At 33.9% G+C, this 26,641-nt stretch carries 25 protein-coding genes; 13 read left to right on the top strand and 12 right to left on the bottom strand.

Annotation, left to right across the window (positions count from 1 at the left end; translation table 11 throughout):
* Positions 1–966: 966 nt before the first annotated feature.
* The 11 genes from thrS (at position 967) to ACHRV5_RS15420 (ending at position 11,935) form a co-directional block, all read left to right on the top strand.
* Positions 967–2,913 carry a threonine--tRNA ligase gene (gene thrS, locus ACHRV5_RS15470; protein WP_395427349.1) on the top strand — a complete coding sequence of 649 codons (1,947 nt, stop codon included), beginning with the start codon at positions 967–969 and terminating at the stop codon, positions 2,911–2,913.
* 22 nt (positions 2,914–2,935) lie between these two features.
* Complete coding sequence (infC, locus tag ACHRV5_RS15465) at positions 2,936–3,487, top strand: translation initiation factor IF-3 (protein WP_082210583.1); 552 nt, start codon at positions 2,936–2,938, stop codon at positions 3,485–3,487.
* Positions 3,488–3,586: 99 nt separating this feature from the next.
* A complete protein-coding gene (gene rpmI / locus ACHRV5_RS15460; RefSeq protein ID WP_007810722.1) occupies positions 3,587–3,784 on the top strand; it encodes a 50S ribosomal protein L35 in 198 nt (65 codons plus the stop codon).
* A gap of 100 nt (positions 3,785–3,884) precedes the next feature.
* Positions 3,885–4,229: a 50S ribosomal protein L20 gene (gene rplT, locus ACHRV5_RS15455; RefSeq protein ID WP_047773802.1), complete on the top strand. Its 345-nt coding sequence runs from the start codon at positions 3,885–3,887 to the stop codon at positions 4,227–4,229.
* 124 nt (positions 4,230–4,353) lie between these two features.
* Complete coding sequence (locus tag ACHRV5_RS15450) at positions 4,354–5,169, top strand: hypothetical protein (RefSeq protein ID WP_395427348.1); 816 nt, start codon at positions 4,354–4,356, stop codon at positions 5,167–5,169.
* A gap of 114 nt (positions 5,170–5,283) precedes the next feature.
* The gene (locus tag ACHRV5_RS15445; RefSeq protein WP_395427347.1) at positions 5,284–5,856 is read left to right on the top strand and encodes a Crp/Fnr family transcriptional regulator; all 573 of its coding nucleotides are present in this window, start codon (positions 5,284–5,286) and stop codon (positions 5,854–5,856) included.
* 79 nt (positions 5,857–5,935) lie between these two features.
* A complete protein-coding gene (locus ACHRV5_RS15440; RefSeq protein WP_047773803.1) occupies positions 5,936–6,370 on the top strand; it encodes a carboxymuconolactone decarboxylase family protein in 435 nt (144 codons plus the stop codon).
* Positions 6,371–6,537: 167 nt separating this feature from the next.
* Positions 6,538–8,265, top strand: coding sequence for an ATP-binding protein (locus ACHRV5_RS15435; RefSeq protein WP_395427346.1), 1,728 nt, complete (start codon positions 6,538–6,540; stop codon positions 8,263–8,265).
* 7 nt (positions 8,266–8,272) lie between these two features.
* Entirely contained in the window at positions 8,273–10,033 is a 1,761-nt protein-coding gene (locus ACHRV5_RS15430; protein WP_395427345.1) for a hypothetical protein, read from the top strand.
* An 11-nt stretch (positions 10,034–10,044) separates the two neighbouring features.
* On the top strand, positions 10,045–10,713 hold the full coding sequence (locus ACHRV5_RS15425; RefSeq protein WP_230003019.1) for a DUF5932 domain-containing protein: 669 nt from the start codon (positions 10,045–10,047) through the stop codon (positions 10,711–10,713).
* A 418-nt stretch (positions 10,714–11,131) separates the two neighbouring features.
* Positions 11,132–11,935 (top strand): endonuclease/exonuclease/phosphatase family protein, encoded by an 804-nt coding sequence (locus ACHRV5_RS15420; protein WP_395427344.1) that lies wholly within the window; start codon positions 11,132–11,134, stop codon positions 11,933–11,935.
* Between the two features lie 2 nt (positions 11,936–11,937).
* Here ACHRV5_RS15420 and ACHRV5_RS15415 read toward each other — a convergent pair whose 3' ends face one another.
* The 12 genes from ACHRV5_RS15415 to tgt form a co-directional block, all read right to left on the bottom strand.
* On the bottom strand, positions 11,938–13,197 hold the full coding sequence (locus tag ACHRV5_RS15415) for a hypothetical protein (protein WP_047773811.1): 1,260 nt from the start codon (positions 13,195–13,197) through the stop codon (positions 11,938–11,940).
* Between the two features lie 331 nt (positions 13,198–13,528).
* Positions 13,529–14,194 (bottom strand): response regulator transcription factor, encoded by a 666-nt coding sequence (locus ACHRV5_RS15410; protein WP_047773813.1) that lies wholly within the window; start codon positions 14,192–14,194, stop codon positions 13,529–13,531.
* A gap of 115 nt (positions 14,195–14,309) precedes the next feature.
* The gene (locus tag ACHRV5_RS15405) at positions 14,310–15,119 is read right to left on the bottom strand and encodes a sensor histidine kinase (protein ID WP_230003022.1); all 810 of its coding nucleotides are present in this window, start codon (positions 15,117–15,119) and stop codon (positions 14,310–14,312) included.
* 151 nt (positions 15,120–15,270) lie between these two features.
* On the bottom strand, positions 15,271–16,035 hold the full coding sequence (locus ACHRV5_RS15400; protein ID WP_395427343.1) for a hypothetical protein: 765 nt from the start codon (positions 16,033–16,035) through the stop codon (positions 15,271–15,273).
* Between the two features lie 80 nt (positions 16,036–16,115).
* Positions 16,116–16,883: a hypothetical protein gene (locus ACHRV5_RS15395; protein ID WP_395427342.1), complete on the bottom strand. Its 768-nt coding sequence runs from the start codon at positions 16,881–16,883 to the stop codon at positions 16,116–16,118.
* Between the two features lie 656 nt (positions 16,884–17,539).
* Positions 17,540–18,037 carry a hypothetical protein gene (locus tag ACHRV5_RS15390; RefSeq protein ID WP_047774439.1) on the bottom strand — a complete coding sequence of 166 codons (498 nt, stop codon included), beginning with the start codon at positions 18,035–18,037 and terminating at the stop codon, positions 17,540–17,542.
* Between the two features lie 164 nt (positions 18,038–18,201).
* Entirely contained in the window at positions 18,202–18,555 is a 354-nt protein-coding gene (locus ACHRV5_RS15385) for a hypothetical protein (RefSeq protein ID WP_047773819.1), read from the bottom strand.
* A 197-nt stretch (positions 18,556–18,752) separates the two neighbouring features.
* On the bottom strand, positions 18,753–20,297 hold the full coding sequence (gene dnaB, locus ACHRV5_RS15380; protein WP_047773821.1) for a replicative DNA helicase: 1,545 nt from the start codon (positions 20,295–20,297) through the stop codon (positions 18,753–18,755).
* A gap of 140 nt (positions 20,298–20,437) precedes the next feature.
* On the bottom strand, positions 20,438–21,391 hold the full coding sequence (locus tag ACHRV5_RS15375; protein WP_047773822.1) for an acetyl-CoA carboxylase carboxyltransferase subunit alpha: 954 nt from the start codon (positions 21,389–21,391) through the stop codon (positions 20,438–20,440).
* Positions 21,392–21,503: 112 nt separating this feature from the next.
* Positions 21,504–22,391, bottom strand: coding sequence for a DMT family transporter (locus ACHRV5_RS15370; RefSeq protein ID WP_047773824.1), 888 nt, complete (start codon positions 22,389–22,391; stop codon positions 21,504–21,506).
* The gene (locus tag ACHRV5_RS15365; protein WP_047773826.1) at positions 22,378–23,466 is read right to left on the bottom strand and encodes an LptF/LptG family permease; all 1,089 of its coding nucleotides are present in this window, start codon (positions 23,464–23,466) and stop codon (positions 22,378–22,380) included. Before ACHRV5_RS15365 ends, ACHRV5_RS15370 begins: the two co-directional genes overlap by 14 nt.
* A 111-nt stretch (positions 23,467–23,577) precedes the next feature.
* Positions 23,578–24,708 carry a tRNA guanosine(34) transglycosylase Tgt gene (tgt, locus tag ACHRV5_RS15360; protein ID WP_047773828.1) on the bottom strand — a complete coding sequence of 377 codons (1,131 nt, stop codon included), beginning with the start codon at positions 24,706–24,708 and terminating at the stop codon, positions 23,578–23,580.
* A gap of 320 nt (positions 24,709–25,028) precedes the next feature.
* Here tgt and ACHRV5_RS15355 point away from each other — a divergent pair, with 320 nt between their 5' ends.
* Positions 25,029–25,892, top strand: coding sequence for a polysaccharide deacetylase family protein (locus ACHRV5_RS15355; RefSeq protein WP_395427341.1), 864 nt, complete (start codon positions 25,029–25,031; stop codon positions 25,890–25,892).
* A 39-nt stretch (positions 25,893–25,931) separates the two neighbouring features.
* Positions 25,932–26,615: an SGNH/GDSL hydrolase family protein gene (locus ACHRV5_RS15350; protein WP_395427340.1), complete on the top strand. Its 684-nt coding sequence runs from the start codon at positions 25,932–25,934 to the stop codon at positions 26,613–26,615.
* Positions 26,616–26,641 lie beyond the last annotated feature (26 nt).

Here is a 26,641-nt window from a genome sequence, read left to right as displayed (position 1 = left end):
GGGCTCTCTCTTTACTCTGGATAGTCTCGCAAAGACGCAAAGACGCTAAGTTTCTTCTTTTTTTTGATGTTGGGGCTTGTGGATTTAGAATAATAAACCCGACAGGTTTTAAAAACCTGTCGGGTTGAGGGTGTATAATTAAGGATATGATTGCTCCTATATATTATAGTATCTGATTTAGGGAACCTATAACTTCTTTTGTACGCTGGGTGCTTTTTAATTTTAGGATCTTTAAACAACAAACCCGACAGGTTTTAAAAACCTGTCGGGTTGAGGGTGTATAATTAAGGATCTAATTACACCTATATATTATAGTATCTGATTTAGGGAACCAATAACTTCTTTTGTAAGCTGGGTGCTTTTTAATTTTAGGATCTTTAAACAACAAACCCGACAGGTTTTGAAAACCTGTCGGGTTGAGGGTGTATTATTAAGGATATGATTACTCCTAATATATTATAGTATCTGATTTAGGGAATCTATAACTTCTTTTGTAAGCTGGATGCTTTCTTATTTTAGCTTTGAAGATGATAAACTCTGGCTTCACCAGAACACTCACTTATCAGCTTATTTACTATACCTATATATAAAGGACAACTGTTATTCTCTACCTTACTCTCTTTAACAAACAAACCCGACAGGTTTTAAAAACCTGTCGGGTTGTGGAATACAAACCATTACCACCTACATAACCAGAAAGAAAATCTACCAACAACCTGATTCCACATCAAAAACGCAAAGAAAGATTAGAATCAAACCTACCACCAAACACTCCTCCTCTACCAAATCCATTCATAAATAAAAAACCTACAGCTATTAAAAAGCCTCGAGATTCAAAACTTAAATTATCCAGCAATACATTAGAACGACAAAAGCCTTACTAATTATATATACATATAAACTTCTACTTACATATTGTAAGTGTTTTTGTAATGCGCTATATTTGCATTCACAAAATTATAAACAATGATTAAGATTACTTTACCCGACGGGTCAATTAGAGAGTTTGCCTCAGGCGTAACTCCGATGGAGGTTGCTAAAAGCATTAGTGAAGGATTTGCAAGAAACGTGATTTCTGCGTCTTTTAATGGTACAACAATAGAAACCGAAACTCCATTGACGACCGACGGTAGTCTTATTTTATATACCTGGAATGATGCGGAAGGAAAAAAAGCTTTCTGGCATTCGACTTCTCACGTAATGGCGCAAGCTCTTGAGGAACTTTATCCTGGAATTAAACTGACTCTTGGGCCAGCAATTTCAAACGGGTTCTATTATGATGTAGATTTCGAAGATCAAAAGATAACTGATGCTGACTTCAAAAAGATTGAGGATCGTGTTCTTGAAATTTCAAGAGAGAAACATGAATTCAAAATGCGTCCAGTTAGCAAAGCAGATGCTTTAGCAATGTACAAAGACAACGTTTACAAGACAGAATTGATTTCTAACCTTGAAGACGGAACTATTACATTTTGTGATCATTCCACTTTTACTGATTTATGTCGTGGTGGACATATACCAAATACCGGTATCATCAAAGCGATGAAAATCATGAGTGTTGCAGGTGCTTATTGGCGTGGTGACGAGAAAAACAAACAGCTGACTCGTGTTTACGGAACTTCTTTCCCTAAACAAAAAGACTTAACTGAATACCTGGAACTTCTTGAAGAAGCCAAACGTCGTGACCACCGTAAACTTGGTAAAGAACTTGAATTGTTTGCTTTCTCTCAGAAAGTTGGACAAGGTTTACCTTTATGGTTACCAAAAGGAGCAGCACTTAGAGATCGTTTAGAACAATTTTTAAAGAAGGCTCAAAAGAAAGCCGGATACGAACAAGTAGTAACTCCACATATTGGACAGAAAGAGCTTTATGTTACTTCTGGACATTACGCAAAATATGGTGCAGATAGTTTTCAGCCAATCAATACTCCTGCCGAAGGTGAAGAGTTTTTATTGAAACCTATGAACTGTCCTCATCACTGTGAAATTTACAATGTAAGACCTTGGTCTTATAAAGATTTACCGAAGCGTTATGCAGAATTTGGTACTGTATACCGATATGAGCAATCGGGTGAATTACATGGATTGACTCGTGTAAGAGGTTTTACTCAGGATGATGCACACATTTTCTGTACTCCAGAGCAATTGGACGAAGAGTTTAAAAAGGTAATTGACCTAGTATTATATGTATTTGGTTCATTAGGCTTCGAAAACTTTACAGCTCAAATTTCTTTAAGAGACCAGGAAAACAGAGAGAAATACATAGGTTCTGATGAAAACTGGGAGAAAGCTGAAAATGCCATTATCAACGCTGCAGCTGACAAAGGGCTAAACACTGTAATAGAATATGGTGAGGCTGCTTTTTACGGTCCGAAGCTTGACTTTATGGTAAAAGATGCTTTAGGCAGACAATGGCAATTAGGAACAATTCAGGTTGATTATAACCTACCAGAGCGTTTTGAATTGACTTACAAAGGCGCTGATAACGAATTACATAGACCTGTAATGATTCACAGAGCTCCTTTTGGATCTATGGAACGTTTTATCGCTATTTTGCTAGAGCATACTGCAGGAAATTTCCCACTATGGTTAATACCTGAGCAGGCTATTATCTTGTCTTTGAGCGAGAAATACGAAATATATGCTAAAAAAGTTTTAGATTTGCTAGAAAATCACGAAATTCGCGCCCTAATTGACAACCGAAGTGAGACTATTGGTAAGAAAATTAGAGATGCAGAAATGCAAAAAATACCGTTTATGCTTATTGTAGGTGAGGAAGAGGAGAAAAACGGAACAATTTCTATTCGTCGCCATGGTCAAGAAGGAAAAGGGAATATTACAGTTACAATTGATGAATTTGTCGCTATTGTAAACGAAGAAATAAAAAAGACATTAAAAGTTTTTACAGTTTAACTTAAATTATAAAGTCATAGCAATAAGAAGCAACAGAGGTTACCAACCTCGAGTAGAAAAAAAAGATGCACACAGAATAAATAATCATATTCGTGGTGTACAAGAAGTAAGACTAGTAGGCGAGAACATCGAACCAGGTGTATTTAAGCTTGCTGAAGCTTTACGTTTAGCGGATCAATTCGAATTGGATTTGGTTGAAATTTCGCCAAACGCTGAGCCGCCGGTTTGTAAAATCATGGATTACAAGAAATTTGTTTACGAACAAAAGAAACGTGACAAGGTTTTAAAAGCTAAGTCAACGCAAGTTGTAGTAAAAGAAATTAGATTTGGTCCTCAGACAGATGAGCATGATTACGAATTTAAAAGAAAGAATGCTGAGAAATTCCTTAAAGAAGGAGCAAAACTAAAAGCATTCGTTTTCTTTAAAGGTCGTTCTATCATCTATAAAGATCAAGGTCAGATTTTATTATTACGTTTGGCAACCGATTTAGAAGAGCACGGTAAAGTAGAAGCAATGCCTGTGTTAGAAGGAAAGAGAATGATTATGTTCATTGCTCCGAAGAAAAAGAAATAGTGTTCAGTTTACAGTTTCAGTATTCAGTTTTACAACCTGAAACTTTAAACATGAAACAAAGATATAAGTAAGTAAGAATAAATTAAAACACTAGGAAAAATGCCTAAAATGAAAACAAAATCTAGCGCCAAGAAACGTTTCAAAGTTACTGGTTCTGGAAAGATTAAAAGAAAGCATGCTTTTAAAAGTCACATCTTGACTAAAAAATCTAAAAAACGTAAATTAGCTTTGACACACTCTGCGCTAGTTCACTCAACAGATATGAAAAGCATTAAACAACAATTAAGAATTATCTAATAATTCTTTCGGTTAAAAATTATTTATATAACCTTGGAGTATGGCCATTAAGTTCCTTTGATTTAATTCAGGACGCCTGCTACAAAAACACATTAAAATTATGCCAAGATCGGTAAATTCAGTTGCTAAAAGAGCAAGAAGAAAAAAAATAATGAAGCAAGCCAAAGGTTTCTTTGGTAGACGTAAAAACGTTTGGACAGTTGCTAAGAATGCGGTAGAGAAAGCAATGTGCTACGCTTACCGTGACAGAAAACAGAACAAAAGAAATTTCCGTGCTTTATGGATTCAACGTATTAACGCTGGAGCTAGATTAGAAGGAATCTCTTATTCTCAATTCATGGGGAAAGTTAAAGCTAACGGAATCGAATTGAACCGTAAAGTTCTTGCAGATTTAGCTATGAACCACCCTGAAGCTTTCAAAGCTATTCTTAATAAAGTAAAATAAACGTTTTATAAACTCAATTTAAGATTACTTACTTATCATAGAAAACCCAGTCAATTGACTGGGTTTTTGCTTGTATAGAAATTTTAGTCCAAACTATAAACAGATTAAAAGATTATCTTACACCATGAAAAAATCTTTACTTCTACTATTACTAACACATGTCTTTATCATCAACGCACAAGAGAACAAGCCTAATAAAAATACTCTCAACACAATAATTGGGCAAATTGATAAACGAGATTTAAATTGTATTGCTCAAATTGAGAGAGCTAAAAAAGATTTCAAATCAAGAGAAACTTTTTACCACATCTCCCCCGAAGGATACATCGACTCGAATTCAAATCGCCATCATCCTTTTTTAAACGAATTACTCAAGAAAAAAGGCATCGCTTTTTTAGATTCTGACGAAGAAGAACTATCAAACTTTTGGAGAGAGAATGACAACCAAAGATTTCAATTAGTAACCAACTGCTATTGCAAAGCATCGAATGAATTACTAAATCTAAAATATGGCCATAACTTCACTCAAAAAATCCAGAAAACTGCCGATAGCTTATATGTGATAAGTAAACTAAATGATACTTTTGAATACCCATACGACGTAGATGACTATTGCTTGATATATCCAAAAGCCAAAGAATTTCTTGAGCAAAAAAATGAAATACAAAAAGATTTTTTTGCCCTTTTTAAATTCCCAAAGCATTTTATACATAGCATCGATAAACCAGATTTTAGAGCACATACAAAATTCATCATTAGGAGAGACGATAAAATTTCAGACATCGAAATAGAAATTAAATTTACAAATCCAGAAAACCAAAAATTCTCTGATTACATAAATAGTCAACTAAAAAATTATATTGAAAATGCAGACTGGAAAGCTGCTACCGCCGCTGGCGTTAAAGTAAACAGTAAATTTGAAATGATTTTTTATAACTAAATCATTTATTAAAAGAAAGCCGAACGAATACTCCTTTTTCATACAAACTAAAAAAAAAACGACCTCTAAGAGATTAAATTTAAAAAGTATATTTACACAAAAGTAAAACGCAGCATGTACCAACCTCTTCTTACTCATATCGCAAAATATATCACATTAGAACCTTCTGAGATCAATACTTTGGAGTCTTGCTTACGTTTGTCTAAAATAAAAAAGAAAGAGTGTCTATTACAGGAAGGACAAGTTTGCAATACAATGTACTTTATACTAAAAGGCTGCATTAGACAATACATTATTAACGCCAAAGGAACTGAACAAACGTTGCAATTTGGAATTGAAAACTGGTGGATTACTGATTATTTAAGCTATCACAATCATGTTCCTTCGCATTTTTATATTCAGGCGGTTGAGAATTGTGAAGTCATTGCTATTGAAAAAAACGAACTTGAATCACTATTACTTCAGATTCCTAAACTGGAACGTTACTTTAGAATTGTATCTCAGAAGTCTTTTGGAGCAGCTCAAATGCGCATCAAGTTTTTATTTACGATGTCGGCAGAAGAACGATACCATCATTTTAACAATCAGTTTCCGGAATTCGTACAACGTATCCCTCAGTATATGCTTGCCTCCTACTTAGATTTTTCAGCTGAATTTATGAGTAAAATCAGATCCGGTAAAATTTAATCTTCATTTCTTGAACTACTTCAAGTTTTCTAAAGCTGATTTTGTTGAACTTTGTATCAAACTTTAAAAGACAAGTACAATGAAACCAAGAATAGTTATTCCAAAAGTAGCTCCGGAAGCATACCAAGCAATGTTAGGCTTAGAAAAATACATCGCTTCAACATCATTAAGTCCTATTCATAAGGAATTAATCAAAATTAGAGCCTCCCAAGTTAATGGTTGTGCGTATTGCATCAATATGCATACGACAGACGCCCGCAAATTGGGTTTAAGCGAACAGCGCATTTATTTATTAAGCGCATGGCGTGAGGCTGATGTTTATACCGAAGAAGAACAAGCGATCTTAGCATTAACAGAAGAAGTCACCTTGATAAGCAATCATGTTTCTGAAGAAGTTTACCAAAATGCTGCTCGCTTTTTTGACGAAAAATACCTTGCCGAAATTATAATGATGATCATCACCATCAATGCCTGGAATAGAATTGGAATTACTACAGGCTTAAGAGCCGTATAATTTTAAAGATAATTTTTACAAAAAAAATACTAATGCGAACCCTCACCTGTGAGGGTTTGTTTGTATATAACTGTATATGAGAAATAGATATTATACATTTAAAAAAAAATCTAAAATACCGTATTTATACGTATTGTCATTTGACAGATTTTTCTACTTTTGGCGCAATGATACCACAAAGAATACACACTTACCTCTCTATACTCCTTACTCTCGTTGTTTTCTCTTCTTGTCAAAAGAAGCCTGTTGCTATCACACAAAAAACGAAACCTAATCCTGAAATTCGACAGCTGATTGCGACAGCTGATAAATTCAGAACAACCAAACAACTTGACAGTGCTTTCTATTATTATAATAAAGCTAAAATTAACTGTACTCCTAATAACCCCATTAGTGATTATGCGTATTGCGTAACGAATATGGCCGACATACAGCAAACTTTGGGCGATTTCCTTGGCAGTGAAACTACTCTAGTCAAAGCCCTTCCACTTTTAAGCAGTCTGAAAAATCCGGATTCTTTATGGAAAATATATACTATTCTAGGCACTAACTATAGTAACATTTACAACTACGACACTGCACTATCCTACTTTTATAAAGCATTATATTTAAACACTGGCGTCGTTAAAAAGTTAACTACAAAAAATAATATCGGAGCTATTTTTATAAAACAAAAAAAATACAATGCCTGCTTACAACTTTTACTTCCTTTAAGCAGTTCAACAAGTGTTCAGGAAAATCGTGAGCAATACTCCAGAATACTGGACAATATCGGTTTTTGCTATTTTAAACTTGAAAAAAAAGAAGCTCTTTTGTATTATACTAAAAGTTTGGAAATAAAATCTGAACTAAAAGACGCTTATCAATTGGGTAAAACCTATTACCATCTTGCAGAATACTATCAAAAAAGCCACCTGCCTTTATCAATAAAATACGCGAAATTGAGTTACGAAAAACATCGTAATTCAGATTGCATTGATCAGACATTAAAAGTTCTTGCTTTTCTTATAAAAAATGATTCCGGTAAAGAATTAGAGAAAAATTCTATTACCTATGTAAAATTAACAGACAGTATTTCTGAAGTCAAACAGAAAGCAAAAAATTTATTTGCAAGAATAAAATACGATTCAAAAAAAGAAAAGGACGAAAACTTAAAACTTAAAGCTCAAAAAATAAAAAATGAACTACAGCTAGAAGGACAGGAAACAAGAAATAACATCTCATACATCATTATTTTACTGACTCTAGTCCTGATCCTGATTCTGTATTTTTATCTAAATTCAAGAGCCAATCGAGAAAAACTAAAAGCGACTTATCACAGCGAAACCCGCATTTCAAAAAAACTACACGACGAACTTGCCAATGATGTTTATCATGCTATGGCTTTTGCTGAAAACAGAGATCTTTCAATAATCGAAAACAAAAACAATTTAATAAATAGTCTTACTGATATTTATTCCCGAACAACAGATATTTCAAAAGAAAACTGTCCAATCATAACCGACATCAATTACATCATTTCTTTAAAGGATATGATTTCCGGATTTAACACCTCAAATGTCACTATTGTACTAAGTGGTTTAGATACCATATTGTGGGATGAAATTGAAAAAACAAAAAAAATAAACATCTATAGAATCCTGCAAGAATTGCTTGTAAACATGAAAAAACACAGTAAAGCAACCTTAATCGGGATTACAATAAAAAAGACAACAGATGTTATCCTTATTAATTACGCTGATAATGGACAGGGTATTGATCTTAAAAAAATAGGTTTTAAAAATGGACTACAAAATATAGAAAATAGAATTGCTACTATAAAAGGAGGCGTTACTTTTGACTCCAATCCAAAAGAAGGCTTTAAAGTTTTTATTAAACTCCCTTTATACCACTAATAAAAACATGGATATTTCTACAAAAGGACGGCCACTACTGCCTCTTCTATTTAAAATAATTACTGTACTATTGATTATCTTATCTCTGCATTCCTGTAAAAAAGAGAATTGGATCAATCGCAAAAAGGAAAAAACTACTACTCAGATCAAGAAAATTATTGATACTGCAGATCTTTTACTCGATCTTAAAAAAAGAGATAGTGCTTACTATTACTTTAATAAGGTGCTACCCTTGATTGACCCGAAAAGAAATCCTGAAGAATTTGTTTATACTTTGACGTGTATGGCAGAAATTCAACATTTTAAGGGCAACCCTATTAAAAGCGAGTCTTATCTGACCAAGACTATGCCTTATCTGGAAAAAATAACAAATCGTGGATACAAATGGACGGTTTATACGATTATGGCCAATAATTACCATACTTCGTACGATCTAAAAAATGCTCTTTTGCACCATCAAAAAGCATTAAACTATACATCCACTACCTTACAAAGAAACCAGACACTGCATAATATAGCACTAGTATATTGTGATCAGGAAAAATACATTGATGCAATAGAAATCTATTTACCGCTTCTTGCGAAACATACTACGGACCCCGAAAATTTAAATATCGACGAGACCAATTATGCCATGGTACTAAACGATCTGGGGCATTGTTATTACAAAACGCACAATCCTAAAGCATTGGAATGTTTTAATGAGAGTTTGAAAATCAATCAACAAATTAAAAATCAGGAAGGGATCATGTTCAATCACTGGTTTATCTATCTTTATTATTTAAAAAGCAATCCAAAATATGCATCGAAACATGTTAAATTGGCTTATGACATCTCTTGTCGCAATAATTACACAACCAAAAGAATCCAATATTTAAGTGCACTTGTAAAATGCAGTACCGGGCCTCAACAAAAAAAGTATGCTCTTGACTATATACAGCTTTCTGATAGTATTAAAGAGGTGAGACTGCGAACGAAAAATCAATTTTCTCAAATTAAATATGATTCAAAACTAGATAAAGCGGAAAATTTACAACTCAAAACTCAAAAGGCAGAAAATAAACTACAACTGGAACGAGAGAAAAACCGGAACATCATTTCGTATATCCTGATCTTATTCATTCTGGTTATTTTACTATTTCTCTCCTCTTATTTAATATTAAAAGGAAGAAGAGAAAAAAACGACGCCATCTATGAGAGTGAAATGCGCATCTCTGCAAAACTAAAAAGTGAGCTTTCTAACAACATTTACAACCTGATTCTATTTGCAAGCACCGAAAATCTGGAAAGCGAGGAAAACAAAGAGCAGTTACTAAATAATCTAGAGGTCATCTATTCCCGAACGAGAAACATTTCAAAGGAAAACAGCAGTATACTAACCGACGAAAATTATACTTTGATTTTAAAAGAAATGATTTCTGAATTTAAAACCCAGGACATCAATATTTTTTCAAGTGGTTTAGATACGATTCCGTGGAAACAAATCGATAAAAACAAAAAAATAATTCTCTACAGAGCACTTCAAGAGTTATTTACCAACATGAAAACACATAGTAAAGCAACTCTGGCAAGTATAACTTTTAAAATAAAAGACAAAAAAATAATCGTAACTTACGCAAATAACAGCGTTGGGACTACAAAAAACAACACTGCCTTAAAAAATAGACTACAAAATGTGGAAAGCCGTATAAAAACTATCAATGGAACTCTTATTTTTGACACCTACTCTCAAAGTGGGTTCAAATTAAGTTTTACTTTTCATTTATAAAAAATATAAATATGTTTAAAAAAGTTTTAGTTGCAGAAGATTTAGACAGCATAAGCATAACTGTTATTCAGGTTTTGGAAGATTTAAATATTCCAATAATTGATCATGTAAAATATTGCGATGATGCTCTGCTAAAAATAAAAAAGGGAATAGCCGAAAAAGACCCCTATGACTTAATAATTAGCGACTTATCATTTAAATCTGATCACAGGAAAGTAAAATTATCTTCGGGAGAGGAACTTATAGCTGCAATAAATAAAGTACAGCCTTCCATAAAAAAAATTATATTCTCCATAGAAGATAAGTCCTATCGCATACAATCTCTTTTTAATGACTTAGCCATTAATGCTTATATTTCAAAAGGAAGAAATAGTATCGATGAACTAAAAAAGGCTATTGAAAGAACTTTCAGAAATGAAGAAAAAATAGTATCCTCTAATCTTTCTTCCACTTTTAGTGACAAAGCTGTAATTGAAATTGAGTCGTATGATATTTCAATTTTGAAACTGCTGGCGAAGGGTTATACTTTAGAAAATATTTCAAGTGAATTTAAAAACGTATCCATAACACCAAACGGCACCAGCAGTATTGAAAAAAGAATCAATAAATTAAAGACATTCTTTAAAGCGAACAATAATGTACATTTGATCGCTATTGCAAAAGATCTTGGCTTGATATAGTTGCATTATTTTTACGGGTTTACGTAAGGAATTCTGCTTTTATAATTTTAAATTTGCAGCAGAATCTATTAAACTACGAATGAAGTCGAAATACAGTATTACTAATTTAGAGAAAAATCAAATTCAAAAATTAATCTCAAACACTAGTACATCCAAAAATGAAACTGCCATAAAAGGTATGATACTTGGCTTTGTATTTGTAATTTGTTTTGCCTTTCTATCAGAGAAAGCAGGATGGCTAAAAGTAAATTGGAATATCATTTTTATCCCTGTTCTTTTAGTTTTGCAAATACTAATTATAACAACTGCATTAAAAAACAGATACAAGAGAATTTAAAAGAATTTGTCTTTAAAGTTTTTCCTCTTTTTTAACAAAGTAGCCCTTTTAGAACGCTATATTTGATCCTTTCCCCTTTTCATGAAAAACATTCTCTGCCTTTTTGTTCTACTTGTAACTTTTCAATCCTTTTCTCAGGTAAAAATTCTATCCTGGAATATCGAGAACTTTGGAAAATCAAAAACAGAATCTCAATTAGATTTTATCGCCAATACGGTTCGCGACTATGATATTATTGTTGTTCAGGAAGTTGTGGCGGGTTATGGTGGCGCTCAGGCAGTAGCAAAATTGGCCGGTGTCCTGAATAAAAAAGGTTCAAAATGGGACTATCGCATCAGTGATCCTACCAGTGGCAGCAGCTATAAAAAAGAGCGTTATGCTTTTATTTGGAAAATCAATAAAGTCCAACTGAAAGGAAATACCTGGCTTGAAAAAAAATACGGTCTTCAAATTGATCGTGAGCCTTATTTTGCCAGTTTCGAAATTGGTAAAAAAACGATTACAGTAGTTAATTTTCATGCGATTACCAAAAGCAAGCAACCGGAAACAGAAATAAAGTACTTTAAATTTCTACCACAACAATACCCTAATTTAAACTTAATTTTTGCCGGTGATTATAATTGTCCACAGTCGCATACTGTTTTTAATCCCTTAAAAAAAATGGGGTACTCTCCCGTTTTTCAAAACCAAAAAACCACTTTAAAACAAAAGTGCAAAGGAGAAACCTGCCTGGCATCAGAATTTGATAATATCTTTTACAGCACCAATTCCTTATCTCACCTCAATTCGGGAGTAATTTTGTTTTATAAAAAATTTAATTCCTTAAAAGAAGCCCGAAAAATATCGGATCACATTCCAGTTTGGCTGGAATTTTCAGTTAAATAGAATTAGGTTTTCAATTTTTTCTTTCTCGCTGCAGGGAACAATACATTATTTAAAATTAATCGATACCCCGGAGAATTAGGATGTAAGTCTAAAACGGTCGGTGGATCTCCTACCTGATGCTGAAAATCTTCGGGATCATGTCCGCCAAAAAAGGTAAACATTCCTTTTCCTTTTTCACCATGAATGTATCTGGACTCTCCATTTAGCTCGCAAACTCCCATTACCAACACATTGGATTTAATAAAAGAGGAATCAAAAGAGGTGGTTTGTCCCATAAAACCCTTTACCAATTGCGTATGATTCTGACATAACATACTCGGAATCGGATCCCATTTTGCAGAAAACTCCATCAATGAGAAGTAATCTTTTTCCATCGGGATTCTACGTTTGGAAGTCATGTCAATATCTGAAAACTCATATACTTCAGGTTTTCTTTCTAGTGTGAAATTTTTAAAGGCAAACGAATTTGAATAATTCAGTTTTGATTGATAATTAGGTTCACTGGCATCTCCATCAAACATCGCTTCACAAATATCAACTCCATCTGCAGCAAGTGCGATATCAAAACTATCCGTTGCAGAACACATGGCAAACATAAATCCTCCACCGATAACAAAATCACGTATTTTTTTTGCCACTGCTCCTTTTTCCTGAGAGACTTTGGGATAACCTAATTTAGTAGCCAATGCTTCTGCATCACTTTTTTGATCAATATACCATGGAGTATTTTTGTAAGCGGCATAAAATTTACCATACTGACCTGTAAAATCTTCGTGATGTAAATGCAACCAATCGTAAAGAAGCAATTGATCACTCAAAACTTCCTCATCATAAATTGGGGTAAAAGGGATTTCGGCATACGTTAAAACTAAGGTCACAGCATCGTCCCAAGGTTGTTTTCCTTTTGGTGTATATACTGCAATCTTTGGCGCTTTTTCCAAAACAACCGATTCCATATTTTGTGAAGGGCTGGAAATTTCGTTTAAAATAGAAGTTTCTTCTGCATCTGAAATTATTTCAAAACTAACGCCTCTGATTTTACATTCTTTACGGATTTCCTCTACATCGGGCAATAAAAAGGAGCCTCCCCGATAATTCAGCAACCAACTGGCTTTGTAATCTTTACTCAAACACCAATAGGTAATTCCATATGCTTTCAGATGATTTTGCTGTGTCGTTTCATCCATCGGCAATAGAATAAACGAAGCCTTAGCGGTTAATGAAAACAGAAGTACAACAATATAAACTAGGCTTTTATTCATCAGAAAATTATTTTAGTAAAGATATAAAGGAAGCTGTAAAAAACACAATTGCATCGTCAATTTATTCCGTTTCCCAATAAAATCAGTAAACTGCTACAAGAATAACAAAATCACGTAAAAACACCTGTATTTTAACAACTCTTTCTAATTAAATTTGTTGACCAAAATAACCATTTTTTACTATATCGATGAAGAATTTAACTATGAGATCCAATGAAGGCAACAATAAACAAAAAAAAATAAATATAATTCGAAGAATAGGTGTTTGTGCACTCGTTCTGACTATAATCCTGTATTATGTTTTATCGATTCAATTTTTAGCAAGCTAAACTTAAATATTTAAAACCGCAATTTCGTTTTGAATTGCATATACTACTAATCCGGCAATATTTCTGGATTCTGTTTTAAGCAATAAATTATTACGATGTCCTTCTACAGTTCTTGGACTTAAAAAAAGTTGATCTGCAATTTCAGAAGTTGTTTTTTGCAGGCAAATAAGTTGAAGAATTTCTATTTCTCTAGGGGACAGAAAACCGGTTTCTAAGTTTGACTTATTATTTTTTGAGGAAATAATGGTATCCTGAATGGTTCTTAAAACAGTCTGACTGTAGTAAAATCCTTTTCGTGATACTTCATTAATGGTATGGATTAGATCTTTTGGAGTGGTGTTTTTTATTAAATACGCAACAGCACCAACCTGTATCATATTAGCGATAAACGATTTTGTATCGTAACTGGTTAAAGCGATTATTTTAATATCCGGATAGGATTTACGAATAATTTTAGTGGCTTCAACCCCATTTAAAATAGGCATTTTTAAATCCATGACTATAATGTCCGGCTTTATTTCATAGTCTTCTAAGCAAAAAATAAGGTCTTCCCCATTTGAAGCTTCGAAAATAATTTCAATATTATCCTCTTTTTGCAGTAAAAAAGAAATTCCTTTCCGGAATAAAACTTCATCATCGACTAAAGCAATTTTAATAGCGTTACTCATTTTTTTACTAGGTTTTGGTCGTTTTTAGTATACCGAAATTACAAAATATGCATTGAAAAACAGCGAAATGCCTGTATTTATTGGAAAAAAAATGCTTTTTATTTCAAAATGGACTTTAAAAAGTAAACATTACCGCAATACCACTACCAATTTGAGAGTCTATTTTAATTGTTCCGTTCAGAAATGATACCCGACTGTCAATATTTTTCATGCCAAGTCCTTTCTGATTTTCTAATTTCCCGGCATCAAAACCGACTCCGTTATCTTCGTAATGGCAAACATTCATCTGATTTTCACTTTTAAAACCAATTTTGATTGCATTGGCTTTTCCGTGTCGCAGGGAATTATTCATCAATTCCTGCAAAATTCTAAAAACATGTAAATGGCGGTCCATTTCTAAAGGATCAAACTCAATTTCATTTTTGTAAGACACCTTGATAACTTTACAGCTTTCAAACTCATCACATAATTCTTCAACTGCTGCATGAAGTCCAAATTTTTCGAAAACAGGGGGTAATAAATTATGGGCAATCTTTCTTGAATTCTCTAACGCTTTTGCAGTTAGATTGATAATATTCTCCGTAATTTCTAACGTTTCTTTTTCCGTTAAGTTAGGAGCACTTAATAAATGACTGTTTAAAGATACTATATTCAGTTTAGAACTAATGTCATCATGCAAATCCTGAGCGATTCTTTTACGCTCTTCTTCCTGAGTAAGTATTACAGCCAGCAGCTGTTCCTTCTGATAATGAATTTCTAAATTTTTCTTTTCTACTTCTTCTTCAATAATTTTTTTCCTTGAAAAATAGAAAAATACAACCAAAGCGATTGCCATCAACATTAAAAAAAGAGAGGTGTACAATATGATTACCACAATCTCTTTTTCCGGAATTGAAATTAAACTTGTGGAAACTACCGTTAACATTCCATTCTTTTTTATCAGTTATTACTCTAAAAACCAAATGTATTGTATTTTACTTAATTTTAAAGGCAACATACAAAAAACTTAAAATAAAAATCGCTGTCAGAATTTTACCCCTGACAGAGATTTATTCCAGTTCACTCTTTTTTATGGCTTATAAACCCCCGAAATCGGCCGGATCTCCTGTAGGCGGGCATGGTTGTGAAAAATCATAAACAGCTGCCGCCTCTTTTGATGTCGGTGTTGTTTTTTTGATCTCATTATTTTTGTCTAAACCGATCAGAACAGTGGTTACTTTTCCTTTTGTATTCAGTCCTAAAAACAAACCAATGTTTGCTGCATTTCCGCTGTCTACCATCGCTAGAATCACCTCCGACTCTAAACTAAAATAACGAAAACGTACTCCCTCATAAGAAGTTACCTCTTCTAAGTCAGCAACAGCACTCAATTTCTGTTGCCAGGCTTCAATACCTGCGAAAGCCTCTTTAGGCAACAATGAATGTGCGTTTAATAACGTCGTTCTTTTGTTGGTTTTGCTAACAGTCAACTGGTTAAGTTTACTCAGCTTACCGCTATAATTTGATTCTTTTAATACTGTTGCGCTTACGGTTCCTAGTTTTTTGCCGGATTTGTCAACACCTGTCACACTAATTTGAATCGTATGATCCGCATAACCTAACACAAAACGTACAGCTGTAACATTTGGTGTTTTTACTAATGCCTCCATTTTATCTGCCGGAAACAAATAGGCCGTAACCTGTTTTTGTGAACTTGCAAATTTCGAATCCAAAGTAGCCGTAAGCCAGTTTTCCTTTTGTTCTGTTGTCACAACCTTGCTCTCTTCCTGAGCACTTTCCTTTTGACAGGAAGACATAAAAAACAGCGCCACTAATGCAACGCTTAAAATTGCTTTTTTCATAGTTTATTCTTTGTTAGGGTTAAATTAAAAAAAATCCAGAGTTTGTTTGTCTTTAAAACTCCCTCTGAATCTCAAAATTATTAATGCGATTTACAACTTCCGTAGGGCGGACATGGGCGGACACCATCAAAAATACTGACAGCAATATTAATTCCCCCAGTTATCCCCTGAGCAAACTCTTTTACTGCATTGTTTTTGTCCAATCCAATTAAGATCGTAGTAACCTTGCCTTTTGGATTTAATCCTAAAAACAAGCCAATGTTTACTATATCCTCATGATCCACCATAGCGGCTACAACATCTGCTTCTAAACTAAAGTAGCAAAAACGTGATCCCTCATAAGAAGTTATTTCGTTCAGATCAGAAACCGATTTTAGCTTTTCCTGCCAGGCTTCAATACCTGCAAGAGCATCCTTTGGGAGCAACAAATGTTCTTCTACGACCGGTGATCTCATCTCTGTTTCGCTAATAGACAACGCACTAAGCCTGCTTAGTTTCTCTTGATAATTGGATTCTTTCAGTATGGTAGGATTGACGATACCTAATTCCTTTCCAGACTTATCGACACCGATTATACTAATCTGAATCGTATTGTCTGCATACCCCAGAAGAAAACGAACTTCTTTAATATTGGGGGTTTTAACCAGTGTTGCCATTTCACTGGTCGAGAACAAATAAGCCGTAACTTTCTTTTGAGAAGTTGCAAACTTAGCATCCAGATTTGCAGTCTGCCAATTTTCTTTTTCTTCTTTAGACATAGCCTTGCTTTCTTCCTGAGTGTTTTCTTTTTGACATGATGTCATAAAAAACAGCGCTATCAAAGTAGCGCATAAAGTAATTTTTTTCATGGTTGATTTAGTTTAAATTGGGTTAAAATCGGTTTAACAGAACATTTACTTTCTATTAAAATATCATTAATTTAAAAGCAACTAGACAATCTTACTATTCATTTTCAGGATCACTATTCAAGGAGGATATAGGCGGGGTATCCTAAACACAGACAATTTATTTGACGTTGCGGTTCATTCTTTTACGGTATTGTTACTATCTAAACCTGTTAAAACAGTAGTTATTTTAGCTTTTGAATTCAATCCTAAAAAACACATCAATGGGTGTTGTACATCCTTTATCAACTATAATAGATTTGAACTAAAGCAGCGAAAACGTGATCCCTTCAATCTCTATTATTGGATCAAGTCAAAAAGTTGTGGAGTAATTTGTGTAAATCACCTCCATGGCATTAGCATTAACAGCTCTTGATGGTTGTTTTGTTGTTGATTTTCCAGACTTTATTTCTCGCAAATACACTGAGCCGTCAAGTTTTTGTATTGATTTATTAACTCCGCGACTTTGCGCCTTCGCGAGATTTTTATTTCTTCACAACTTTTGGACTTGATTCTTTTTACTTCTGGCATGTAGATATAAAAAACAGCGCTACGATGGTAGCGCTTAAATTGTTTTTTTTTATTATTTTCTTTTGTTATTTAATGAATAACAGAAATTTTTAAATTTTCAGAGTTGCTTCTTTTTTCAAAAAGCTCACTTTACATTCGTATAAGTACAATACTTGCTGCACAATAACCAAGCAAGCATTCAATTGCCACGAAATGTATTTAAAATCCTCACTTAAATTCTCAGTCAAATTTCCTATTAAGTACAGAACAGTACTTGGTAGCATGTAAATTATAATACCTATTGTTATAAAATAATATACTTTTTCAGTCGCCAGTTGATTGTACAAATGCATCAACGCATAACAAACCAATAAAAGTGAGGTCAGCGAAATTGCAAATAAGTTAAAGTCAAACAACAAATTGTAATCATACACATATTGACAAGCTATTAAAAACAAACCCAAGTACATACTATACTGCACGTACATTATTTGTTTTTTGTTTGTAAAAAGTGATTTAAAAAACAATCCCAGTAAAATAAATTGTATTATAAAAAAGGTATTTACTACTATTAGATTATGAATCGCCAGTCTGTATAAGACTTCCATTGAAAATTGCATAATGCAGCTAGATACTATATACCATACAAAAAAAACATTAGCTTTTTCCTTTCGAAAAAAGCTAATGCTGTAAAAAATGAGATTTAAAAATAGAAGTACGTAAACTAAGTATATTAAAAAATCATCCATAATTTTACATATCCTATTTAAAATCAATAAGGTGGACTAGGACGCACGCCGTCATAGACAACATCTCCGGCTGAGTCCAGACCTTTATTTGCTGTAGGTGGTGGCCCGTAAACGTCTATGTATTTTCCAGTTTTTTCATCTAGTTTTGCTCCCACAAAAAGTAAAGTTTTCTCTTTTTGATCATTGATCCCGATATAAGCACGAACGGCTTCGGTATCAAGTTGCAAAACTAGTTCTAAACTTTCTCTTGGAATCAAAAAAGATTTTACTTTTTTGTCATTCTCTTCGATGGTTTTGTCCTCCTCGTATCTTTTCTCCCATGCTTCGGCTGTAGCTAATGGAACTTGAATAGGATTCGGAAAAGTTTCTTCATTCATAGTTTACAAATTAGAATTAGTTAATAGTATTAGATTTGTTAAATGGTTATGCTAAACTACCGAATTAATTTTTATATAAGAAATATAATCGTGTAAAATTACTACTGAGAACTGGCTAATTATCAATTCAAAAAAAATCCTTACAAGTCACTAAACTTATAAGGATTTTTATTTACAATTTATTGATTTTAAACGATTTAAAAAGGAACATCGCTGTCGTCATCGTCTTCATTCAGATTGCTTCCGAACGCTTCATTTGGTGATGGTAAACTTTTAGTAGCGAATGGATTATCGTCGTGATTCATCTTAGAAGGCAAATCGTCATAACCACCTGTAAAGTCTTCGAGGTTATCAAACTTACCTAAATGTCCAAGGAATTTCAATCGTACGTTCTCAAGACTACCGTTACGGTGTTTGGCTATAATAAACTCAGCCTGACCAGCTGTAGGTGATTGTTCGTCATCATCCCATTCTTCAATTTTATAATATTCAGGACGGTAGATAAACGAAACGATATCAGCATCCTGCTCAATTGCTCCGGATTCACGAAGATCCGATAGTAAAGGTCTTTTACTGGATCCACGGGTTTCAACCGCACGGGACAACTGTGAAAGTGCGATTACCGGAACGTTTAACTCTTTTGCTAATGCTTTTAAGTTTCGGGAAATAGTCGAAATCTCCTGTTCACGGCTTCCTCCTCCTTTTCCGTTTCCTCCAGCTGTCATCAACTGCAAGTAATCGACAATGATTAATTTAATTCCGTGTTGTGATGCCAAACGACGGCATTTTGCACGTAAATCGAAAATAGAAAGCGAAGGTGAATCATCAATAAACAGCGGCGCTTTCTCTAAATCTTTTACTTTAGTACTTAGTTGTTCCCATTCGTGTTTCTCCAGTTTTCCTGTTCTTAATTTCTCAGAAGACAATCCTGTTTCTGACGAAATAAGCCTCGTAATCAACTGTACAGAAGCCATCTCCAGAGAGAAAACGGCCACCGCATGTCCATAATCAATAGCTACGTTACGTGCCATCGAAAGTACAAATGCGGTTTTACCCATACCTGGACGGGCGGCTATAATAATTAAATCACTCGGTTGCCATCCTGAGGTGATCTGGTCTAATTTTTCAAATCCTGTTGCAACACCACTCAAACCTTCTTTACCTGCAATTTCTTCAATACGTTTCTTTGCCTGTAAAACTAAACTCTGAGCCGTTTCTGAACTTCGTTTAATATTTCCCTGAGTTACTTCGTATAATTTAGATTCTGCTTTATCCAATAAGTCAAATACGTCGGTTGTTTCATCATACGATTCTTCAATAATTTCAGAAGAAATTCGGATCAAACTTCTCTGAATATACTTTTGAAGTATGATACGAGAGTGAAATTCAATATGCGCCGAAGAGGCAATTTTTTGTGTAAGTTGAATTAAATAAAAATCTCCTCCTGCTAAATCTAATTTTCCATTCTTTTTCAGCTGAGTCGAAACGGTTAACAAGTCAATTGGTTGTGTTTCAGTAAAGAGTTGCACAATTGCTTCAAAAATAAATTTATGTGCATCTTTATAAAAAGCATCAGCCTGTAAAATATCAATTACATCATCCACCCCTTTTTTGTCAATCATCATCGCACCAAGAACAGCTTCCTCTAAATCAAGCACTTGAGGAGGAAGTTTTCCTTTCTCTAAATTAATGACTGCGGATTTATCTGCCTTTGCAGGGTATACATTTTTGAAATTTTCCATATAGCGAAAGTAGCAAAATTAAAAAAAACAATGCTATCGAGTTATAACTATTAATTGTTTATAAATAAGTTTTTTTTGTTGATAACCAAAAAAAAATCCGAAACGACAAGGCTTCGGATTTTAAATAATTTTGTAAGAATTTACTCCTTGTATTCCCCCATCTGACTATATTTGTCCATTCTTTGGGCAATTAAGTCGGCTGTTGATAAGTCTTTCAATTCATTATATCCTTTAGTAATATATTCTGCTACTGTTTTAAAAGTAGTTTCACGATCGTAGTGTGCTCCTCCTAATGGTTCCGGAATCACATCGTCAACTAATTTTTGTCTTTTCATGTCAGATGAAGTCAATTTTAAAGCATCAGCTGCACGCTCTTTGTATTCCCAGCTTTTCCATAAAATAGAAGAGCAAGATTCCGGAGAAATTACAGAATACCAAGTGTTTTCTAACATGTAAACTTTATCTCCAACCCCTATTCCTAAAGCTCCACCGGAAGCACCTTCACCTACAATAATAGTGATAATCGGCACTTTTAAACGAACCATTTCGAAAATATTTCTGGCAATAGCTTCTCCTTGACCTCTTTCTTCTGCTTCTAAACCAGGATAGGCTCCGGGAGTATCTACTAAAGTCAAAACCGGAATACCAAATTTCTCTGCCATTTTCATCAAACGCAAAGCTTTACGGTATCCTTCAGGGTTTGCCATACCAAAATTACGGTATTGACGAGTTTTGGTGTTGTATCCTTTTTGTTGACCTACAATCATAAAAGACTGTCCGTTAACTTTTCCTAAACCACCAACCATCGCTTTGTCATCTTTGAAACTTCTGTCTCCATGAAGTTCTAAAAAAGTATCACCACAGATTGCTCTGATATAATCAAGTGTATAAGGCCTGTTCGGGTGTCTTGACAATTGTACACGCTGCCAAGCCGTAAGGTTTTTATATATTTCTTTCTTGGTTTCTTCTAGTTTCTTGTTGATTTCTTTACAAGTAGGCGTAACATCAACGTCAGATTCTTTTCCAATTATAACGCACTTTTCTAACTGTTCTTCAAGTTCTTTTATTGGAAGCTCAAAATCTAAATATTCCATGGATTTTTGAATTTTGTTTGTAAATCGAACCGCAAATATAAAAATATTATATCATTGGGAGAATTAAATATTGTTTAATGTGTAAAAATGCAATTTTAAAATAAGTAAAATACTATACTTTTTCCTTGTTTTGATAATGTTTAAAAACGCCGTTTAGGATAACTGTAATCACAATTATTATCGCTCCAATATAAAATTCCGTGCTCATTTTTTCTTTTCCTCCAAGAATAAAATAGGCCAGAACAATTCCGTAAACAGGCTCCAAATTAGTGGTTAACATCACCGTATAAGGCGTTAATCGCTGCATCACTTTTACAGAAGCGGTAAAAGCATAGGCTGTAAATACGGAGGCCAAAACAAATAACAGAATCCAGTTGTTTGTTGACATTGTAAAGAAATCAGCATTAAATTTTCCTTTAAATAAAAAATAAACGGAAATAAAAAAAACACCGGCTCCAAACTCATAAAAAGTAATTACGGAAGGCTCATGATTGCTAATTAATTTTCCGTTCATAAGCGTAAACAATACGCCCAGAATTATAGACGCCAACGCAAAATAAACGCCCTGTAAATATTTAATTTCTACCTGTAAAATCAAAGCTAATCCGCCAATAATTATAAGTCCGAAAAAAACTTCATACCATAATATCTTACGCCCGAAAAAGATGGGTTCCAATAAAGAGGCAAAAAAAGCTCCGAGTGAAAATATAGAAAGTGTAATGGAAACATTGGAAATATGAATCGCTTTAAAGAAGAAAACCCAATGTAAGGCAATCAAAAGCCCGACAAAAATGAGTTTGAAAAATTCTTTAACCGGAACCCGAAAAGATTGCTTTTTATAAACAATAAAACATCCTAAAAAAATACCGGCAAGAAGCATTCTGTACCAAACCAGATTCTCAGCATCAATAGTAATTAAAGCGCCCAAGACGGCTGTAAACCCCCAAATAAAAACAATTAAGTGTAAATTTAAGTAACTTTTTAAATTATCGTTTCGCATTACGTAATAGGTAAACTGCTAAAATTCCGAAAACCATATTCGGAAACCAAACAGCAAATAAAGGTGAGAAAGTAGATTTTTCGGCAAGGGTTCCGAATATTTTATCAAAAAACACAAAAGAAAACGCAATTGCAATTCCAATCGCCAGATTGGTCCCCATTCCTCCACGACGTTTCATTGAAGAAACTGCCACGGCAATAATTGTTAAAATAAAGGCGGATACCGGAACACTGTATTTTTTATAAAGTACTACCAAATAAGTATTTATATTTCCTGAACCCCGTTTTTTTTCTTTATCAATAAATTTATACAGTTTCCCTAAACTTAAAGTTTCGGCAATATAAACTACAGGCGTTAAATCCTCCAATTCAAATTTAAAGGCTACATTTTTTTCAGGAACTTTTTCAATGACATCATTTAATTCACCGACTGTTCTTTTGGTGTAATCGTACAGCGTGTAAATTTTCTTTTTCGGATCCCATTTGATTCGACTTGCTGTGATTTTATACGTCAGCATGTCCTTGTCAAAATGTTCTAACGTAAAATTAAAGGCTGTTTTAGACTCTTCATTAAAGCTATTGACATAGATAAAATCATTGTCGTTAATTTGTCTGAATACGTTGGTGTTTTCACCCCGCATGAGCTGTTTCCCGTTTCCTTTCAGATAAGTATATCTAAAATTATTAAAACCCTCACTGGCTGCAGGAACAATAAAAAATCCCATTAACAACACAAAAACAGATACAATACTTGCACCGATAATATAAGGTCTCAGAAATCGAGTAAAGGAAATTCCCGAACTTAAAATGGCAATAATTTCGGTATTGTTTGCCAATTTTGAGGTAAACCAGATCACCGATAAAAACAAAAATATCGGGAATAATGAGTTCGCAAAATAGACTGTAAAGTTGTAATAATAGATCGCAATATCCGTAAATGGGACTTTGTTCTCTAACATTTTATTTACCTTCTCCGAAACGTCAATTACGATTCCGATTGGGATAAATAAGAGTATCATCACCGAAAAAGTGGCTAAATATCTTTTTAAAATATACTTGTCTATTATCGTCAGCATATATATTTTTTAGTTTGAAAAGGTTTGGGGTTTTGGGTTTCAGGTTTCAAGTTTCAGGTTTTCTTGTAATAACCTTAAACTTGAAACCTGAAACCTGAAACTTAAAACTTCTTATAGTCTTTGACTCATATTTTTAACCATCATTTCTTTCCAAGGTCTGAAATCGCCAGCTAAGATATGTTTTCTGGCTTCACGAACCAACCACATATAGAAACCAAGATTATGAATCGTTGCAATTTGTTTTCCTAAATATTCGTTCGCAGCAAACAAGTGACGTAAATAAGCTTTTGTATATTCTGTATCTACGAAAGTATGTCCCATCTCATCGATTGGAGAGAAATCAGCTTCCCATTTTTTATTCTTGATATTGATCGTTCCGTTTGCTGTAAACAACATTCCGTTTCTTGCATTACGCGTTGGCATTACACAATCGAACATATCAATTCCTAACGCAATATTTTCCAGAATATTAATCGGAGTTCCAACACCCATTAAATAACGAGGTTTATCTTCCGGCAGGATTTCACATACTACTTCTGTCATGGCATACATTTCTTCAGCAGGTTCTCCTACTGACAATCCGCCAATAGCATTTCCTTGCTGACCTGCATTCGCAATATACTCCGCAGATTGACGACGCAAATCTTTATACGTACTTCCCTGAACAATCGGGAAAAAAGTTTGCTCGTATCCATATTTATAAGGAACTTTATCTAAATGATTGATACAACGATCCAACCAACGGTGTGTCATGTGCATCGAACGTTGTGCGTATCTGTAATCGCAAGGATAAGGTGTACATTCATCAAAAGCCATAATGATATCGGCTCCGATGGTACGTTGAATTTCCATTACATTTTCGGGTGTAAAGAAATGATACGATCCGTCAATATGTGATTTAAACTTTACTCCTTCTTCTTTGATTTTTCTGTTATTAGAAAGCGAATACACTTGATATCCTCCGGAATCAGTCAAAATATTGCGATCCCAGTTCATAAATTTATGCAATCCACCTGCTTTTTCAAGGATTTCAGTCTGTGGACGTAAATATAAATGGTAAGTGTTTCCGAGAATAATATCCGGATTAATATCTTCTTTCAGCTCTCTTTGGTGCACACCTTTTACCGATGCAACAGTCCCAACAGGCATAAAAATAGGAGTTTCAATAACTCCGTGATCTGTAGTAATACTCCCCGCTCTTGCTTTCGACTGCGGATCTTTTTGTAATAAATCAAACTTCATATACGCGTTTTTCAGTCGGCAAAGATAGGCTAATTTGAGGAAAATTTAATGACAAAATAGAATATCATTTTTCTATTGCTTCAAAAGATATAAACCTTTAAAATTGCTGCAAATACTGACAATAAATATCCCCAAGATTGAAGCTAACAGCATCACATAATTATTTTATTGAGAAAAAAATCAAAAATCATGAAGAAGAAATTAAATTTCAAAAGCAAATCATCTTAAAAAAATCAGGAATTCACTATAATTTTCTCATTAACAATCCTGCGAGAAAAATCCACTAAATTTGAATCACAAAATTAAACACAACACACAAAATGAATTTATCACAAAAACTAGGATATCCGGAAGAGACTAAATTATTACTCATACATGCAGATGATGCCGGATTATCGCATTCTGAAAACAGAGCTACCATACAAGCACTTGAGGCAGGATTAGTAAATTCTTACAGCATAATGATGCCTTGCCCGTGGTCTTTTGAAATGGTCAATTACGCAAAAAACAACCCTCAATTCGAACACGGGGTTCACCTAACCCTAACCTGCGAATGGGAAAACTATAAATTTGGTCCGGTTGCACCAATTTCAGAAGTTTCTTCATTAGTAGATAAAAACGGGCACTTTTACAAAAGTAGAGCCGATTTCTTCAGCAATGCCAAACCGGAAGAAGTCAAAAAAGAGCTTCAGGCTCAAATCGAAAAAGCACTGTATTTTGGATTGCAACCTACTCATATAGACTCCCATATGTATAGCGTAGGAGTATCTCCTGAATTTTTAGAGATATACAAATCCTTAGGTAAAGAATACAACTTAGCTGTTTTTCTGAATAAAGCTTTTATTGAATCTGTTAATTTAACGAACGAAAGTTTCGACTTCGAAAATGATATTGTGGTCGAACACCTTCATATTGGTCATTACGATTATTTTGTAAAAGACGAACAAAAAAAATATTACAGCAGCGTTCTGGACAATATGGCTCCTGGATTGAATGCCATTTTGATACATCCGGCTTTTGATGACGATGAAATGAAAGCTGTCACTATAAACCATCCCAATTTTGGTTCAAAATGGAGACAAATAGACTTGGAATTTTTCACCAGCCCGGAATGCAAATTAAAACTTGAAGCGAATAACATTCAGCTGATTACCTGGAAAGAAATCAAAGGATTAAACAATTAGAAAATGAAACAATTCTAAACATCAAAACTATTTTTTGTTATGAAAAAGACTTTCATTATACTATTGCTTTTTATCACTACAAAAACTTTCAGTCAAGACATGAAAACAGATTGGGCCAATATCTCTAAATATTCAAAAGAAAATCAAGCTTTAAAACTAGAACCGGAAAACAAAAACCGAATTGTTTTTATGGGAAACTCTATCACTGAAGGCTGGAAAACCTATGATCCTGAGTTTTTTTCGAATAAAAATTATATCAATCGAGGAATCAGCGGCCAAACTTCCTCGCAAATGTTGGTGCGATTTCGAGCAGATGTAATTTCTTTAAAACCAAAATTGGTCATTATCCTTGCCGGAGTCAATGATATTGCACAAAATAACGGTCCGATTGAACTCGAAGATATTCTCGGAAACATTATTTCGATGGCAGAATTAGCCAAACAAAACAACATTAAAGTGATCCTTTCATCCGTACTGCCCGCTTTAGATTTTAAATGGCGGAAAGGATTGGAACCTGCCGAAAAAATAATCAAACTCAATGAAATGATTCAAAACTATTGCAAAGAAAACCAGATTATTTATACAGACTATTTTTCAAAAATGAGCGACGATCAAAAAGGCTTGGATGGGAAATATACTTTAGATGGTGTGCACCCTACATTAGCCGGATATAAAATTATGGAGCCTTTGATTGAGAAAGCTATTCAGGAGACATTAAAATAGAGTTATCATAACTTCTTAGATTGTAT

The sequence above is a fragment of the Flavobacterium sp. FlaQc-52 genome, assembly GCF_044007495.1.
Lineage (GTDB): Bacteria > Bacteroidota > Bacteroidia > Flavobacteriales > Flavobacteriaceae > Flavobacterium > Flavobacterium cupriresistens.
Note: the sequence above shows the minus strand (reverse complement) of the source record. Positions and strands in the feature narration are given on the sequence as shown.

Bases quoted from the DNA above. Each gene is read 5' to 3' on its own strand.
- ACHRV5_RS15365 (WP_047773826.1), bottom strand. From the start codon at position 23,466: ATGCTGACGATAATAGACAAGTATATTTTAAAAAGATATTTAGCCACT.
- ACHRV5_RS15400 (WP_395427343.1), bottom strand. From the start codon at position 16,035: ATGAAAAAAGCAATTTTAAGCGTTGCATTAGTGGCGCTGTTTTTTATG.
- rplT (WP_047773802.1), top strand. From the start codon at position 3,885: ATGCCAAGATCGGTAAATTCAGTTGCTAAAAGAGCAAGAAGAAAAAAA.
- dnaB (WP_047773821.1), bottom strand. From the start codon at position 20,297: ATGGAAAATTTCAAAAATGTATACCCTGCAAAGGCAGATAAATCCGCA.
- ACHRV5_RS15410 (WP_047773813.1), bottom strand. From the start codon at position 14,194: ATGAGTAACGCTATTAAAATTGCTTTAGTCGATGATGAAGTTTTATTC.
- ACHRV5_RS15395 (WP_395427342.1), bottom strand. From the start codon at position 16,883: ATGAAAAAAATTACTTTATGCGCTACTTTGATAGCGCTGTTTTTTATG.
- thrS (WP_395427349.1), top strand. From the start codon at position 967: ATGATTAAGATTACTTTACCCGACGGGTCAATTAGAGAGTTTGCCTCA.
- ACHRV5_RS15450 (WP_395427348.1), top strand. From the start codon at position 4,354: ATGAAAAAATCTTTACTTCTACTATTACTAACACATGTCTTTATCATC.
- ACHRV5_RS15420 (WP_395427344.1), top strand. From the start codon at position 11,132: ATGAAAAACATTCTCTGCCTTTTTGTTCTACTTGTAACTTTTCAATCC.
- ACHRV5_RS15350 (WP_395427340.1), top strand. From the start codon at position 25,932: ATGAAAAAGACTTTCATTATACTATTGCTTTTTATCACTACAAAAACT.
- ACHRV5_RS15405 (WP_230003022.1), bottom strand. From the start codon at position 15,119: ATGTTAACGGTAGTTTCCACAAGTTTAATTTCAATTCCGGAAAAAGAG.
- ACHRV5_RS15370 (WP_047773824.1), bottom strand. From the start codon at position 22,391: ATGCGAAACGATAATTTAAAAAGTTACTTAAATTTACACTTAATTGTT.
- ACHRV5_RS15390 (WP_047774439.1), bottom strand. From the start codon at position 18,037: ATGGAAGTCTTATACAGACTGGCGATTCATAATCTAATAGTAGTAAAT.
- ACHRV5_RS15440 (WP_047773803.1), top strand. From the start codon at position 5,936: ATGAAACCAAGAATAGTTATTCCAAAAGTAGCTCCGGAAGCATACCAA.
- ACHRV5_RS15375 (WP_047773822.1), bottom strand. From the start codon at position 21,391: ATGGAATATTTAGATTTTGAGCTTCCAATAAAAGAACTTGAAGAACAG.
- tgt (WP_047773828.1), bottom strand. From the start codon at position 24,708: ATGAAGTTTGATTTATTACAAAAAGATCCGCAGTCGAAAGCAAGAGCG.
- ACHRV5_RS15435 (WP_395427346.1), top strand. From the start codon at position 6,538: ATGATACCACAAAGAATACACACTTACCTCTCTATACTCCTTACTCTC.
- ACHRV5_RS15385 (WP_047773819.1), bottom strand. From the start codon at position 18,555: ATGAATGAAGAAACTTTTCCGAATCCTATTCAAGTTCCATTAGCTACA.
- ACHRV5_RS15430 (WP_395427345.1), top strand. From the start codon at position 8,273: ATGGATATTTCTACAAAAGGACGGCCACTACTGCCTCTTCTATTTAAA.
- ACHRV5_RS15445 (WP_395427347.1), top strand. From the start codon at position 5,284: ATGTACCAACCTCTTCTTACTCATATCGCAAAATATATCACATTAGAA.
- rpmI (WP_007810722.1), top strand. From the start codon at position 3,587: ATGCCTAAAATGAAAACAAAATCTAGCGCCAAGAAACGTTTCAAAGTT.
- ACHRV5_RS15425 (WP_230003019.1), top strand. From the start codon at position 10,045: ATGTTTAAAAAAGTTTTAGTTGCAGAAGATTTAGACAGCATAAGCATA.
- ACHRV5_RS15355 (WP_395427341.1), top strand. From the start codon at position 25,029: ATGAATTTATCACAAAAACTAGGATATCCGGAAGAGACTAAATTATTA.
- ACHRV5_RS15415 (WP_047773811.1), bottom strand. From the start codon at position 13,197: ATGAATAAAAGCCTAGTTTATATTGTTGTACTTCTGTTTTCATTAACC.